The sequence below is a fragment of the Klebsiella sp. LY genome, assembly GCF_004010915.1.
GTDB classification, from domain to species: Bacteria; Pseudomonadota; Gammaproteobacteria; order Enterobacterales; family Enterobacteriaceae; genus Klebsiella; species Klebsiella quasipneumoniae.
This window is the reverse complement of record NZ_CP022444.1, coordinates 2,068,824-2,083,703: the sequence shown is the minus strand read 5'-3', so window position 1 is coordinate 2,083,703 and position 14,880 is coordinate 2,068,824. Positions and strand designations below refer to the sequence as shown.

The following is a 14,880-nucleotide window of genomic DNA, read 5'->3' as shown; positions in this document are numbered from 1 at the left end:
AAATAAGTAGCGATTTGGATTGCCGAAAGCGTGTTGCGTATCGCACAATGACTGCTTAATCACAGCATAGACCGATGACAATGAGCAAATCATTACAAAAACCCACCATTCTCAATGTTGAAACTGTCGCCCGTTCGCGCCTCTTTAATGTCGAAAGCGTCGATCTGGAATTCAGCAACGGTGTGCGTCGCGTTTATGAACGTATGCGGCCTTCCACCCGCGAAGCGGTGATGATTGTGCCGATTGTTGATGATCATATTATTTTGATTCGCGAGTATGCCGTCGGGACGGAATCCTACGAGCTGGGCTTCTCCAAAGGGCTGATTGATCCGGGTGAAACCGTGGATGAAGCGGCCAATCGCGAGCTGAAAGAAGAGGTTGGCTTCGGCGCCAATAAGCTGACGTTTCTGAAGAAGCTAAGTATGGCTCCCTCTTACTTCTCCAGCAAAATGAACATCCTGGTGGCGGAAGATCTCTATCCGGAGTCGCTGCCGGGCGATGAGCCCGAGCCGCTGCCGCAGGTGCGCTGGCCGCTGGCGCAGTTGATGTCGCTGCTGGATGAAGAAGATTTTAACGAGGCCCGCAACGTTAGTGCGCTGTTTTTAGTGCGGGAATGGTTGCAGGCCCAGGGCCGACTCTGAACGAGCGTTTACGCTAAGCAGCAATAAAAAAGCGCCCGCAGGCGCTTTTTTTGTCAGAACAGCTCGTGGGTTTCACCGCCGCCGTCAGTCAGGGTGGTGCCCACCTCATGGACCGCCTGCTGCGTGGGCTGGGTACCCTCAATAAAGTATTCCGCCCGGCTGTTGCCACCGTTCGCCAGCTGACCGGTGCTGCGATCGATATTCACCGTGACGATTCCCGGCGGCGGCGTTAATGGCTCTTCCGGAACGCCTTCCAGCACGCTCTTCATAAAGCTGTCCCAGGCCGGCTGGGCGCTTTTGGCGCCGCCTTCGTAGCCGGAGATCTGATCTTTAATCGCCCCCGATGCGGTGGTCCGGCCAAGATCGCGACGATGATCGTCAAAGCCGATCCAAACCGAGGTCACCACGCCCGGTCCGTAGCCTGAGAACCAGGCGTCCTTCGAGCTGTTGGTGGTCCCGGTTTTGCCGCCGATGTCATGCCGCTGCAGGTCACGTCTGGCGCGCCAGCCGGTTCCCATCCAGCCCGGTTCGCCAAAGATGTTGCTGTTCAGCGCGCTCTTGATCAGGAAGGCCAGCGGGGTGTTGATCACATGCGGCGCGTATTCCTGGGCGCCGCTCTGCGCCACCAGTGACTGATTGGCCTGCTCCAGCTGCGGCTGCGGCGGCACGGTGCCATTCTGCGGTTCCGTCGAGGTGGCGACATCTTCCACATCTTTGTTTTCCAGCACGTTGGATTTTGGCGTATCGCCGTAAATCACCGGTAAATCACACTGCGGGCAGGCGATTTTCGGACGCTCTTCGAAGAGGACCCCGCCCTGATCGTTCTCAATCTTACTGATAAAGAACGGGTTCACCAGGAAGCCGCCGTTGGCCATCACCGAATAACCGCGGGCGACCTGCAGAGGCGTAAAGGAGGCGGAGCCCAGCGCCAGCGATTCGGTGTGGATAATGTTTTGCGCCGGGAAGCCAAAGCGCTGCAAATACTCGGCGGCATAGTCAACGCCCATGGCGCGCATGGCGCGCACCATGACCACGTTTTTCGACTGCCCCAGGCCCTGGCGTAAACGAATCGGACCGGCATACTGCGGCGGCGAGTTTTTCGGCCGCCAGTCGGAACCGGCTCCGGCGTCCCAGCGCGAGATTGGCACATCGTTGAGCATGCTTGCCAGAGTTAAGCCTTTATCCATCGCAGCCGTGTAGAGGAATGGCTTGATGTTGGAGCCGACCTGGCGCAGCGCCTGAGTGGCGCGGTTGAACTTGCTCTGGTTAAAGTCAAACCCACCGACAAGGGCGATAATCGCGCCGTTTTGCGGGTTAATGGAGACCAATGCCGAGTTGACGTCCGGGACCTGCGACAGCCACCAGCTGTCTCCCACTTTGCGAACCCAGATCTGCTGCCCGGCCTGCACGACGTCGTTGACTTTACGCGGGGTCGCCCCCTGCTGCGTATCGGAGATAAAGCGGCGAGCCCAGCGCACGCCGTCCATCGTCAGCGAAACGGAGTCGCCGTTAGCCAACAGCGCGACGGCCTCCTGGGCATTCGCGGAGGTGACCACCGCAGGATAAAGCGGGCCAAAGCCAGGCTGGCGCTTCAGGGCGTCAACGATCTTTTTCGCCTCCCACGGCGTTTCGCCGACCTTCCACAGCACGCTGGCCGGGCCGCGGTAGCCGTGACGCATATCGTAATCCAGCACGTTATTGCGGACCGCCTGCTGGGCCGCCTGCTGGTTTTTGCGGGTAATCGTGGTGTACACCCGGTAGCCATCTTCGTAGGCCTGCTCGCCGTAGCGATTCACCATCTCCTGGCGCACCATTTCGCTCAGATAGGGCGCGGAGAAGGCGATTTTTGGCGCGTGGTAGCTGGCGTCGATGGGTTCGCTGCGCGCCTCATCGTATTGCGCCTGGGTGATGTACCCCTCGCTCAGCATACGCGACAGCACCACGTTGCGCCGGGCTGTGGCGCGATCCATCGAATAGAGCGGGTTAAAAGTGGACGGGGCTTTCGGCAGACCGGCAATCACCGCCATTTCGCTGAGGGTCAGCTGGTCGATAGGTTTGCCAAAATAGACCTGCGCCGCGGCGCCGACGCCATAGGCGCGGTAGCCGAGGTAAATCTTGTTCAGGTACAGCTCAAGGATTTCATCTTTGTTCAGCAGCTGCTCGATGCGGATAGCCAGAAAGGCCTCTTTAATCTTACGCATCAACGTCTTCTCGGGGCTGAGGAAGAAGTTACGCGCTAACTGCTGGGTGATGGTGCTGGCGCCCTGCGAGGCGTGGCCTGAAAACATCGCCACGCTGGCGGCGCGGAAAATACCCACCGGATCGACGCCGTGATGCTCATAGAAACGACTGTCTTCGGTAGCGATAAACGCTTTCACCAGCTCGGGGGGAATTTGCTGCAACGTGACAGGGATACGGCGCTTTTCGCCGTACTGCGCAATAAGCTCACCGTCGGCGCTATAGACCTGCATCGGGATCTGCAAACGCACATCCTTCAGGGTTGCGACGTCGGGGAGTTGCGGCTCTATGTATTTGTAGAGGCCAAAAATCGAGCCTGCTCCCAGCAGTACGCAACAGACTGCAAGGATCAATAGATACTTTACGAACTTCACCGGTGTTTTCCCATTTAGTTTTATTTGGGCAGTTTATAAACAAACGCGCGGTAGTATAAAGGCAAGCCAGGTGCATTGATATAGCCGGACAGTTTTGCCGGATAAGGAGATCGTAAGCATGGCTTTCAGAAACTGGCGGATCGGAATGCATATCCAACAAGATAGCATTGCCATTGTCGCGCTACTGTTTGAGCGCTCACACTGGGCGCTGCGCCGCTGGTGGCGCATTCCGCTGCCGCCAGGCCTGGTGCGGCAGGGGATGGTGGCGGACGTCAGCGCCCTCGGCTCACGGCTGGCAGCCTGGCGGCGGGAGCTACCGGTACAGCATCAGATCAATATCGCCTTTCCCGCGGCTCGCACGCTGCAAAAACGCGTGCCTTATCCCCAGTTCGCCCTGCGAGAGCGGGAACAGGCGACGTGGATAGCCAGCGCCATGACCCAGCAGCTGGCGATGCCCGCCTCCTCTCTCTGTATTGATTATGCGCCCACCTCGCGAAATGACGGCTGGCAGGTTACGGCGGCGCAGCGGCTGGATATCAATGCTCTGCGGGAGCTGGCAGGGCGGCTGCGCCTGCGGGTAGCTGCCATCGTACCGGATGCCAGTGCGCTCGGCGCTTTTTTCCCTTGGGTGACGGCAGCAGAGCAAGGCCTGGCGTGGCGGGATGAAAAGCATTGGCTATGGGCGACCCATGAGGCCTGGGGCTGTGACGCCTGCGATGCGATAGGGTCCTTGAGCCAGCTGGCGGGGCAGCTTCAGGTTCCTCTGCGCTTGTGCGCTGACGCGGGCGACGAGGCCAGTCGTTTTGATGTCTGGCAGGTGGTTCACCGCCGGCAGCCTCCGCTGCCAGCCGACGGCGATCGCTACGCCATTGCCCTTGGGCTGGCGCTGGGGGGCGGGCGCCATGACGCATGTCGTTAATCTTCTCCCCTGGCGTGACATGCGTCGCCGCCAGCGCCTGCGCTACACCCTGTTGTTAGCCATCGGTATCGTGCTGCTGGCGGGGATGACCCTGCTGGTGGGGCGAACGGCTGGTCTACAGCGCGACGCCCTGGCGAGGCTCCACGCGACGGCCGACGCAGCGCTGCTCGCCTCGCTCAAACAACGTGAACAGGCGATGCGCGAAGCGTGGCAGCAGCATCAACGCCAGCGCGAGCAGCTCCAGCGCAGATCGACGATCGCCGCCTGGCAACCCCGACTAATGGCGCTCGCGGCGGACCTGCCCGCTCAGGCATGGCTGACGCGGCTGGAGTACCAGGGGGCGCGCCTGACGCTGGATGGCCTGGCCCTCAACCTGCAGGCGCTGGCCGGAGTGGAGGCTTCTCTGGCCAGCGTCACGGGATTCGCGCCGGCTAAAGCCGGCGGAACGCAGCGCGACGCCGAGGGGCGCTGGCGGTTCAGTTTCACCCTGTCGGGAGCGCGCGCCGATGAGGATTAATACCCTGCGTACCCGGGCGGGGCTGCTGATCCTGCTCGCGATGGGGCTGACGGGGGGCGGCGTGGCGCTTTGGCGCGATGCCCGGCCGCCGCTGGCGGCGCTGTCCCGCGATGGCGCTCTGCAAACGCAGTGGCGGCGGATCATGGCGCTGCGCATCCCTGACGGTGAAAGAGCCGGGGAGCGCATCGACAAGCAGCCGTTCTCGCCCATAGCCATTCCGCTCGCCGGGGCGAAGCTAATCGCCTGGCATCCGCAGGGGAGCGGCGGAGAGATGGAGCTGGCTCTCTCCTGGCCGACGGTACCCGCTCTGTTTTCATGGCTGGCGCGCAGCGGGATGAACCCGCGTTCGTTCTCGCTGGAGCGCGAGGGGCAGGCGCTGCGCATGCGGCTGCAGCTGGAGGCGGAAGATGGTCGGTAAATGCTGGGTTTTGCTGTGGTTGCCGCTGTCGCTGCTGGCGGCCGAGCGCGATCCTTTTCAGCCGGTTGAGGATCCCTGCCGCGCGGCGCAGCTGTCGCAATGGCGTTATGGCGGCGCGGCCGGCGATGGTGCAGGCTGGATGGGTTTTTTGCAGGACGGAAGCGGCACGTGGCGACGGGTGCGCCTGGATGAGCAATTGCCCACGGGCTGGCGGGTGAACCGGCTGACGGACAGTGAACTGGACATCGTCACGCCTCCGGGATGTGAACCGCCAGCGTGGCGCTGGCAACGTAAAGGAAAACAAGATGATGCGATGGATAAGCCTGCTTTTGCTGCTACCGCTGGCGGTGGTCGCCGCGCGAAATGATAAGCCGGTTTCGCTGGTCGTTGACGACGCGCCAGTGGCCCAGGTGCTGCAAGCCCTGGCCGAAATGAACCAGAAGAATCTCGTTGTCGCACCGGACGTCAGCGGCACGCTCTCCCTGCGCCTGCAGAAGGTTCCCTGGACCCAGGCGCTGCGGGCAGTGGCGGATAGCGCAGGCCTCTCTTTGCAACAGCAGGGGACGGTCATCTACGCACATACGCAGGCCTGGCAAAAGGCCAACCTGGCGCAGCGCGAAGCGGAACAGGCGAAACGTCTGCAGAATCTGCCGCTGCGGGCGGAGAGCGTGACCCTGCACTATGCCGATGCCGAGGAGCTGGCTAAAAGCGGCGGTAAGTTGCTTAGCGCCCGGGGAAACCTGATGGCGGACAAGCGGACCAATCGGCTGCTGATCCGCGATGATGACCGCCATCTACCGGCGCTGAAGGCCTGGGCGCAGGAGATGGATCTGCCGGTCGGACAGGTGGAGCTGGCCGCCCATATCGTGTCAATGAGCGAAACCAGCCTGCGTGAACTGGGGGTGAAATGGCGGCTGGCGGAGGCTGAAAGCACGCCGGGATCCGGGCACATCACCACCCTAAGCAGCGATCTGTCAGTCAACGACGCCAGCACCCGCGCAGGCTTTAACATCGGCAAAATTAACGGGCGCTTGCTTGAGCTGGAGCTTTCCGCGCTGGAGCGCAAGCAGCAGGTCGAGATTATCGCCAGTCCTCGTTTGCTCGCCTCTCATATGCAGCCCGCCAGCATCAAGCAGGGGAGCGAGATCCCCTATCAGGTCTCCAGCGGTGAAAGCGGCGCCACGTCGGTGGAGTTTAAAGAGGCGGTGCTGGGCATGGAGGTGACGCCGACGGTGCTGCAGCAGGGGAGAGTGCGGTTGAAGCTGCGAATAAGCGAGAACACGCCAGGCCAGGTGCTGAAGCAGGATAACGGCGAGGCGCTGGCCATTGATAAACAGGAGATCGAGACCCTGGTGGAAGTCCGCAGCGGCGAGACCCTGGCGTTGGGCGGCATCTTTTCGCAGAAAAACAAAACCGCCCGCGACAGCGTCCCGCTGCTTGGCGATATCCCGGTGCTGGGGCGTCTGTTTCGCCGCGACGGGAAAGATAATGAACGCCGTGAACTGGTTGTCTTTATTACGCCACGGATTCTGGCAGTACGTTAAGCAGGTTTTTCATGCTAAACACGTTTCAGGTGTTTGACGTGAGGACGGATTTAGCATACAAGGGGTACCGATTTGAGAGTCGGGTACGACATCAATCCTCCCTTTATTGTCCGGCGATTTTATTCAGTTGCCAAACCAGCCGGAGTATTGAGATAATTTTTAGTCTGACTCTCGCTCTATTGCATATGAGGTTTCAGTTCATGCCCTGCGGCGCTGGGTGTCTGCGAAGCGGGTTTATCATTAACGAATAGTCTTAGTAGTACCGAAAAAATGGCAGAGAAACGCAATATCTTTCTGGTTGGGCCTATGGGTGCCGGCAAAAGCACTATTGGGCGCCAGTTAGCCCAACAGCTCAACATGGAATTTTACGATTCCGATCAAGAGATTGAGAAACGCACTGGCGCTGATGTGGGCTGGGTCTTCGATGTTGAAGGCGAAGAAGGCTTCCGCGACCGTGAAGAAAAAATTATCAATGAGTTGACGGAAAAACAGGGAATTGTGCTGGCGACTGGCGGCGGCTCTGTAAAATCCCGTGAAACGCGTAACCGTCTCTCCGCCCGCGGCGTGGTGGTCTACCTGGAAACAACGATCGAGAAGCAGTTGGCCCGTACGCAGCGCGATAAAAAGCGTCCTTTGCTACAAGTCGATGCGCCGCCTCGTGAAGTACTGGAAGCGCTGGCTGACGAGCGTAACCCGCTGTATGAAGAGATCGCCGATGTGACTATCCGCACAGACGATCAGAGTGCGAAAGTCGTCGCGAACCAGATTATTCACATGCTGGAAAGCAACTGATTCTGGCTTAATAAAAGTGCGTCAGAGTAAAAGACACTGAGGTGGATGTCGCGTTATGGAGAGGCTTACTGTTACCCTCGGGGAACGTAGTTACCCGATTACCATCGCGGCTGGTTTGTTCAACGATCCAGCTTCCTTCCTGCCACTTAAGTCGGGCGACCAGGCTATGCTGGTCACCAACGAAACGCTGGCGCCGCTTTATCTGGATACCGTCCGCTCTGCGCTTGAGCAGGCAGGGGTCAACGTTGACAGCGTAGTCCTGCCCGACGGCGAGCAGTATAAAAGCCTGGCGGTGATGGATACCGTATTTACCGCGCTGTTGCAAAAACCCCATGGCCGCGACACCACGCTGGTGGCGCTCGGCGGCGGTGTTATCGGTGATTTAACCGGTTTCGCCGCGGCAAGCTATCAGCGCGGCGTGCGTTTTATCCAGGTCCCTACCACCCTGCTGTCGCAGGTCGACTCGTCGGTCGGCGGCAAAACCGCAGTGAACCACCCTCTCGGCAAAAACATGATTGGCGCCTTCTGGCAGCCGGTTTCCGTGGTGGTTGATCTTAACTGTCTGAAGACGCTGCCGAAGCGCGAACTCGCTTCCGGACTGGCTGAGGTCATTAAGTATGGGGTGATCCTCGATGGCGCCTTCTTCAGCTGGCTGGAAAACAACATTGATGCCTTGCTGGCGTTGGATGAAAAGGCCATGGCGTACTGCATTCGCCGCTGCTGTGAGCTGAAAGCGGAAGTTGTGGCTGCCGACGAGCGTGAAACCGGGTTACGTGCTTTACTCAATCTTGGACATACCTTCGGCCATGCTATCGAAGCGGAAATGGGCTACGGTAACTGGCTGCACGGCGAAGCGGTGGCGGCAGGTATGGTGATGGCGGCGCATACGTCCGAACGGCTGGGGCAGTTCCGCGCGCAGGATACTCAGCGCCTTATCGATCTGCTCAAGCGTGCAGGCTTACCGGTACGCGGCCCGCAGGAAATGCGTGCGCAGGCGTATTTGCCCCATATGATGCGCGATAAGAAAGTACTGGCTGGCGAAATGCGGCTGGTGCTCCCGCTCGCAATAGGAAGCAGCGAGCTGCGCGGCGGAGTGCCGCACGATGTGGTTCTTGGCGCGATTGCTGACACTCAGCAGGCGCAACAATAAGAAGGTCTGGCCGCGTTCGCGCGGCGTTATCATTTCGGGTGATGTGCAATAATCGTGAGCATAAGCCTTTTAGTGGGGTGTTAAATGGATGATTTCAAACCAGAAGACGATATGAAAGCCGATCGCAACGATCGTCGTGCTGGTCGTTCCCGTCAGTCTTCCGAGCGTGATGCCGATCCGCAGATCAATTTTGACGATGTCGATCTTGATGCCGATGAAGGCCGTCCGACGCGCGCCGGCAAGGCCCGTCGTGAGCGTGAAGAGGAAGAATTCGAAGAAGAACTGGATGCGGAAGATGAGGAGATGCTCGAAGAGCAGCCTGTAGAGCGTCGTCCGCGTAAGCGTAAAAAAGCGCCGGCGAAACCCGCTTCCCGCCAGTACATCATGATGGGCGTGGGCATTCTGGTACTGTTGCTGTTAATCGTGGGTATCGGTTCCGCGCTGAAATCGCCATCTTCTTCCAGCCAGCAGACCGCTTCCGGCGAGAAGAGCATTAATCTGTCTGACGACCAGTCCACCAGCACGCCAGCTGCCGGCCAGGATCAGACTGCCGCCAATACCACCACCCAGCAGGACGTCACGGTACCGCCTATTGCCGCGAACCCGACCCAGGGCCAGGCCGCGGCAGAGCCGCAGGGCCAGCAGCGCGTTGAAGTTCAGGGCGATCTGAATAATGCGTTGACCCAGCAGCAGGGCCAGCTGGACGGCGCCGTAGCTAACTCGACGCTGCCAACTGAACCGGCAACCGTCGCGCCGATCCGTAATGGCGCCAGTGGCACCGCGGCGCCGCGCCAGACGACCGAACGTCAGACGGCGGCAACGCCGCGTCCTGCTGAGCGTAAGCACACCGTCATCGAAGCGAAGCCGCAGCCGAAACCACAGGCGGTGGCAAAAGCGCCGGTAGAAACGAAGCCGGTTCAGCCGAAGCATGTTGAAAGCGCGGCGACCACTGCCCCGGCGCAAACGACCGTCGCGGAAAGCAAACCGGTAGCCACCGCGCAGAGTAAACCTGCAGCACCAGCAACCACCACCACTGCTGCGCCAGCCGCAACGGCGGCCGCGGCAGCGCCGGCGAAGAGCGGTAAAACGGCAGGCGACGTCAGCTCGATGAAATCTGCGCCGTCGGGTAACTATACCCTGCAGCTCAGCAGCTCCTCTAACTATGAAAACCTGAACAACTGGGCGAAGAAAGAGAAGCTGGACAGATATGTTGTCTATGAAACGTCACGTAACGGCCAACCGTGGTACGTGCTGGTGAGCGGTATCTATTCATCGAAAGATGAAGCGAAACGCGCGGTCACCTCGCTGCCGCCGGACGTGCAGGCGAAAAATCCATGGGCAAAACCACTGCATCAGGTTCAGGCTGATCTGAAATAATGCCGTGGGGTAGTCTTAAGCGCAGGATGCTGTCGGAGCTTTCTCCACAGCCGGAGAACGTGTAATTAGTTAGGCAGCATGAAAAAGAATCGCGCTTTTCTAAAGTGGGCAGGGGGGAAGTACCCCCTGCTTGACGATATTAAAAAGCATTTGCCGGAAGGTGAGTGCTTAATCGAGCCCTTTGTGGGCGCCGGGTCGGTATTTCTCAATACCGACTTTTCTCGTTATATCCTCGCGGATATCAACAGTGATTTAATCGGCCTGTACAACATCGTCAAATTGCGCACCGACGAGTACGTCGCTGCCGCCCGCGAGATGTTTACCCCGGAAAATAACGTCGCTGAGCGCTACTACCAGTACCGTGATGAGTTCAATCAGAGCCAGGACCCGCTGCGTCGCGCGGTGCTGTTCCTGTATCTGAACCGTCACGGTTACAACGGCCTGTGTCGCTACAATTTGCGCGGCGAGTTCAATGTGCCGTTTGGCCGCTATAAGAAGCCCTATTTCCCCGAGGCTGAGCTCTATCATTTTGCCGACAAGGCGCAAAACGCTGAGTTTTACTGCGAATCTTATGAAGAGTGCATGCAGCGTGCGGATAGCCGCACGGTGGTGTATTGCGATCCGCCCTATGCGCCGTTGACGGCGACGGCGAACTTTACCGCCTACCACACCAACAGCTTCAACCTGGAGCAACAGGTGCTGCTGGCGCAAAAGGCGGAATCGCTGATGAAGAAACGGATCCCGGTGCTGATTTCCAACCACCGCACGCCGTTGACGCAGGAGTGGTATAAAAATGCGGCAGAAACGCATATTGTGAAGGTTCGGCGCAGCATCAGCAGCAACGGTGGTACGCGTAAAAAGGTGGACGAGCTCTTAGCGCTCTACCGTCCGCCTAAGACCAAATAAATTTCAAGGAGATGCGGATGAAGCAGTATTTGATTGCCCCTTCGATTCTGTCGGCTGATTTTGCCCGTCTGGGTGAGGATACCGCGAAGGCGCTGGCGGCGGGTGCGGATGTCGTGCACTTCGACGTCATGGACAACCACTACGTGCCGAACCTGACGATTGGCCCGATGGTGCTGAAGTCGCTGCGTAACTACGGTATTACCGCGCCGATCGACGTCCACCTGATGGTGAAGCCGGTCGACCGCATCATTCCTGATTTTGCCGAAGCTGGCGCCAGCATCATCACCTTCCACCCGGAAGCCTCCGAACACGTCGACCGCAGCCTGCAGCTTATCAAAGAGCATGGCTGTAAAGCGGGCCTGGTGTTTAACCCCGCGACGCCGCTGAGCTATCTCGATTATGTGATGGATAAACTGGACGTCATCCTGCTGATGTCGGTTAACCCGGGCTTTGGCGGCCAGTCCTTTATTCCCCAGACGCTGGATAAACTACGTGAAGTGCGCCAGCGCATCGATGCGTCCGGCTACGACATCCGTCTGGAAGTGGATGGCGGGGTGAAAGCGAGCAATATCGGCGAAATCGCCGCGGCGGGCGCGGATATGTTCGTTGCCGGTTCGGCGATCTTCGGCCAGCCGGACTACAAGAAAGTGATTGATCAAATGCGTAGTGAATTAGCGAAGGTGAGTCATGGATAAATTACAGGCGATCCGCGGCATCGCGTTTGATCTCGACGGCACGCTGGTGGACAGCGCGCCGGGTCTGACCGCCGCCGTTGATAACGCCCTCTACGCCCTGGAACTGCCGGTGGCGGGAGAAGAGCGCGTCGTAACCTGGATCGGCAACGGCGCCGATGTCCTGATGGAGCGGGCGCTGAGCTGGGCTCGCCAGGAGCGTGCCACGTTACGTGCGGCGATGGGCAAGCCTTCCGTCGACGATCATGATATTCCGCAAGACGAACAGCTGCGCATTTTGCGTAAACTGTTTGACCGCTATTACGCCGAGGCGGCGGAAGAGGGCAGTTTCCTGTTTCCGGCAGTGGCCGATACGCTCGGCGCGCTGCAGGGCAAAGGTCTGCCGCTGGCGTTGGTGACCAATAAGCCGACGCCGTTCGTCGCCCCGCTGCTGGACGCGCTCGATATTGCGAAATATTTTACCGTGGTGATCGGCGGCGATGACGTCCAGAACAAAAAGCCGCATCCGGAACCGCTGCTGCTGGTAGCGCAAAAGCTCGGCCTGACGCCGGAGGCGCTGCTGTTCGTCGGCGATTCACGTAATGATATTCAGGCGGCCAAAGCGGCTGGCTGCTGCTCGGTTGGCCTGACCTACGGTTATAACTATGGCGAACCGCTTGCGCTGAGCGAGCCGGACTATCTCTTCGACCAGTTTAATGAACTCTTACCCGCTCTCGGGTTACCGCACAGTGAAACTCAGGAATTGAAACATGACTAAGCCCATCGTTTTTAGTGGCGCACAGCCCTCAGGTGAACTGACCATTGGCAACTACATGGGTGCGCTGCGTCAGTGGGTAAACATGCAGGACGATTACCACTGCATCTATTGCATCGTGGATCAGCACGCCATCACCGTGCGCCAGGATCCGCAGCAGCTGCGTAAGGCGACGCTGGACACCCTGGCGCTGTATCTGGCCTGCGGCATCGACCCGCAGAAAAGCACTATCTTCGTTCAGTCGCACGTGCCGGAACACGCCCAGTTAGGCTGGGCGTTGAACTGCTACACCTATTTCGGCGAACTGAGCCGCATGACCCAGTTTAAAGACAAGTCCGCGCGCTACGCGGAGAACATCAACGCCGGTCTGTTTGATTATCCGGTACTGATGGCCGCTGACATCCTGCTGTACCAGACCAACCAGGTTCCGGTGGGCGAAGATCAGAAACAGCACCTTGAACTGAGTCGCGATATCGCCCAGCGTTTTAACGCCATCTACGGCGATATTTTTAAAGTGCCTGAGCCGTTTATCCCTAAATCCGGCGCGCGCGTGATGTCGCTGCTGGAGCCGACGAAAAAGATGTCCAAGTCCGACGACAACCGCAACAACGTCATCGGCCTGCTGGAAGACCCGAAATCGGTGGTCAAGAAGATCAAACGTGCGGTCACCGACTCCGACGAGCCGCCGGTGGTGCGCTACGACCTGAAAGAGAAAGCGGGCGTCTCCAACCTGCTGGATATCCTCTCCGCGGTCACCGGGAAAACCATTCCTGAGCTGGAGCAGCACTTCGAAGGCAAAATGTATGGCCACCTGAAAGGCGAAGTCGCCGAAGCGGTATCGGGCATGCTGATTGACCTGCAGGAGCGCTATCACCGTTTCCGTAACGACGAAGCGTTTCTCAATCAGGTGATGAAAGACGGTGCAGAAAAGGCCAGCGCGCGGGCTTCTCAAACCCTGAGAGCGGTATACGAAGCGATTGGCTTTGTCGCCAAGCCGTAAGCGACGCAACAGCTAAACAGGGCGGGATTATCCCGCCCTTTTTTATGCCTGTCGTTCACGCCGCGAGGCGAAGGTTAGTGGTTTGAGAACCAGTTCAGTTTATCCCGCAGGCCGACCACGCGGCCGACAATGATCAGCGCCGGGCTGGCCATCTGCTGCGCCAGAATATCCAGCTGTCCTAAGGTGCCGCTGACCACTTTTTGCGTCACGGCGGTGCCGTTCTCGACGATGGCGGCAGGCATATCTTCCGCCATGCCGTGGGCGATAAGCTTCTCGCGGATCGCCGGCGCCTGGTTCAGACCCATGTAGAACACCAGGGTCTGCTTCTCCACCGCCAGGTTCGCCCAGTCCAGCTCGCCGCCGGTTTTCAGATGGCCGGTGACCAGGCGTACGCCCTGGGCGAAATCGCGATGGGTCAACGGGATCCCCGAGTAGGCGGAGCAGCCGGAGGCGGCGGTGATGCCTGGCACAACCGAGAAGGGGATGCCCGCCTCGCAGAGGGTCTCCAGCTCCTCTCCGCCGCGGCCAAAGATAAAGGGATCGCCGCCTTTCAGCCGGACCACGCGTCTTCCTTTTTGCGCTTCGCGCAGCAGGATCTGGTTGATCTCCTTCTGAGGCACGCAGTGATAGCCTGAGCGCTTGCCAACGAACACCCGGTCGGCATCGCGGCGCACCAGATTCATGATGTCGTCGGAGACCAGTCGGTCATAGACCACCACGTCGGCCTGCTGGATCTGCTGCAGGCCTTTGAGCGTGAGCAGCCCGGCGTCACCGGGGCCGGCGCCAACCAGGACGACCTCGCCGCGATGCTCTAACGGCTCGGTCAGCAGTTGCTCGGTGGTATCCGCCACCGCCTGCCGATCGTCATTGGCCAGCGACTGCGCCAGGCGGTCGTTAACGAACAGCTTCTCCCAGAACCGTCGGCGTTCGCCTACGGTGGCAAACTGCTGCTTGACGCGAGCGCGCAGATGGCCGGCGTAGCGGGCCAGCTGACCAAGATGCAGGGGTAAGATTGACTCCAGCTTCTCGCGCAGCAGGCGCGCCAGCACCGGTGATGTCCCGCCCGAGGAGACGGCGACCATCAGCGGCGAGCGGTCGATGATCGACGGCATGATAAAGCTGGCCTGGCGCGGGGCATCCACCACGTTACAGAAAATACGCCGCGCTTCGGCCGCGTCGCTGACCTGCTGATTCACTGTTTCATTATCGGTAGCGGCGATGGCCAGCCAGCAGTTGTCCAGCAGCGAGGGGATAAACTCCCCCTGCACCAGGGTCAGCATCTGTGAATCGGCCCACACCTGAAACTGAGGGGTAAAGTCGAGCGCATTGACCGTGACGTTTGCGCCAGCATCCAACAGCAGACGGGCCTTGCGTTCGGCGACATCCCCGCCGCCAACCAGTAAACAATCCCGCTGGCGTAACTGGCAGAATATGGGTAAGTGATCCACAGAATAACCTCATAAAAATAAGGGGTAGAAAGTGAGTGGTCGTAGAATAGCAGCAAAGGTAATACAAAACATGCGACATATCCCGCACTCATGCGCTGTCGGTCAGAAGT

At 59.3% G+C, this 14,880-nt stretch carries 15 protein-coding genes; 13 read left to right on the top strand and 2 right to left on the bottom strand.

Features of this window, described 5'->3' with window-relative positions; all coding sequences use genetic code 11:
• Window positions 1-80 precede the first annotated feature (80 nt).
• On the top strand, window positions 81-641 hold the full coding sequence (gene nudE, locus CE636_RS13180; RefSeq protein WP_004202164.1) for an ADP compounds hydrolase NudE: 561 nt from the start codon (window positions 81-83) through the stop codon (window positions 639-641).
• Between the two features lie 53 nt (window positions 642-694).
• Here nudE and mrcA read toward each other — a convergent pair whose 3' ends face one another.
• Entirely contained in the window at window positions 695-3,253 is a 2,559-nt protein-coding gene (gene mrcA / locus CE636_RS13175) for a peptidoglycan glycosyltransferase/peptidoglycan DD-transpeptidase MrcA (RefSeq protein ID WP_017899958.1), read from the bottom strand.
• Between the two features lie 118 nt (window positions 3,254-3,371).
• On the opposite strand from mrcA, the gene CE636_RS13170 reads away from it, so the two are divergent.
• The 12 genes from CE636_RS13170 (at window position 3,372) to trpS (ending at window position 13,322) form a co-directional block, all read left to right on the top strand.
• Window positions 3,372-4,172, top strand: coding sequence for a hypothetical protein (locus CE636_RS13170; protein ID WP_017899957.1), 801 nt, complete (start codon window positions 3,372-3,374; stop codon window positions 4,170-4,172).
• Window positions 4,156-4,689, top strand: coding sequence for a PilN domain-containing protein (locus CE636_RS13165; protein WP_017899956.1), 534 nt, complete (start codon window positions 4,156-4,158; stop codon window positions 4,687-4,689). Before CE636_RS13170 ends, CE636_RS13165 begins: the two co-directional genes overlap by 17 nt.
• Window positions 4,679-5,107, top strand: a complete 429-nt coding sequence (locus CE636_RS13160) for a hypothetical protein (protein WP_017899955.1) — start codon at window positions 4,679-4,681, stop codon at window positions 5,105-5,107. The genes CE636_RS13165 and CE636_RS13160 overlap by 11 nt, the downstream gene beginning before the upstream one ends.
• On the top strand, window positions 5,097-5,474 hold the full coding sequence (locus tag CE636_RS13155; RefSeq protein WP_004202171.1) for a HofP DNA utilization family protein: 378 nt from the start codon (window positions 5,097-5,099) through the stop codon (window positions 5,472-5,474). Before CE636_RS13160 ends, CE636_RS13155 begins: the two co-directional genes overlap by 11 nt.
• A complete protein-coding gene (hofQ, locus tag CE636_RS13150; protein ID WP_017899954.1) occupies window positions 5,413-6,651 on the top strand; it encodes a DNA uptake porin HofQ in 1,239 nt (412 codons plus the stop codon). The genes CE636_RS13155 and hofQ overlap by 62 nt, the downstream gene beginning before the upstream one ends.
• Window positions 6,652-6,921: 270 nt before the next feature.
• Entirely contained in the window at window positions 6,922-7,443 is a 522-nt protein-coding gene (gene aroK / locus CE636_RS13140) for a shikimate kinase AroK (protein ID WP_002920267.1), read from the top strand.
• Window positions 7,444-7,498: 55 nt separating this feature from the next.
• Window positions 7,499-8,593, top strand: coding sequence for a 3-dehydroquinate synthase (gene aroB / locus CE636_RS13135; RefSeq protein ID WP_004202175.1), 1,095 nt, complete (start codon window positions 7,499-7,501; stop codon window positions 8,591-8,593).
• A gap of 84 nt (window positions 8,594-8,677) precedes the next feature.
• Entirely contained in the window at window positions 8,678-9,970 is a 1,293-nt protein-coding gene (gene damX, locus CE636_RS13130; RefSeq protein WP_017899953.1) for a cell division protein DamX, read from the top strand.
• 78 nt (window positions 9,971-10,048) lie between these two features.
• The gene (gene dam / locus CE636_RS13125; protein WP_004202178.1) at window positions 10,049-10,876 is read left to right on the top strand and encodes an adenine-specific DNA-methyltransferase; all 828 of its coding nucleotides are present in this window, start codon (window positions 10,049-10,051) and stop codon (window positions 10,874-10,876) included.
• A 17-nt stretch (window positions 10,877-10,893) separates the two neighbouring features.
• Complete coding sequence (rpe, locus tag CE636_RS13120; RefSeq protein WP_004202179.1) at window positions 10,894-11,571, top strand: ribulose-phosphate 3-epimerase; 678 nt, start codon at window positions 10,894-10,896, stop codon at window positions 11,569-11,571.
• Entirely contained in the window at window positions 11,564-12,325 is a 762-nt protein-coding gene (gene gph, locus CE636_RS13115; RefSeq protein ID WP_004202180.1) for a phosphoglycolate phosphatase, read from the top strand. Before rpe ends, gph begins: the two co-directional genes overlap by 8 nt.
• Complete coding sequence (gene trpS, locus CE636_RS13110) at window positions 12,318-13,322, top strand: tryptophan--tRNA ligase (RefSeq protein WP_017899952.1); 1,005 nt, start codon at window positions 12,318-12,320, stop codon at window positions 13,320-13,322. The genes gph and trpS overlap by 8 nt, the downstream gene beginning before the upstream one ends.
• Before the next feature lie 74 nt (window positions 13,323-13,396).
• Here trpS and cysG read toward each other — a convergent pair whose 3' ends face one another.
• The gene (gene cysG, locus CE636_RS13105; protein ID WP_017899951.1) at window positions 13,397-14,770 is read right to left on the bottom strand and encodes a siroheme synthase CysG; all 1,374 of its coding nucleotides are present in this window, start codon (window positions 14,768-14,770) and stop codon (window positions 13,397-13,399) included.
• Window positions 14,771-14,880 lie beyond the last annotated feature (110 nt).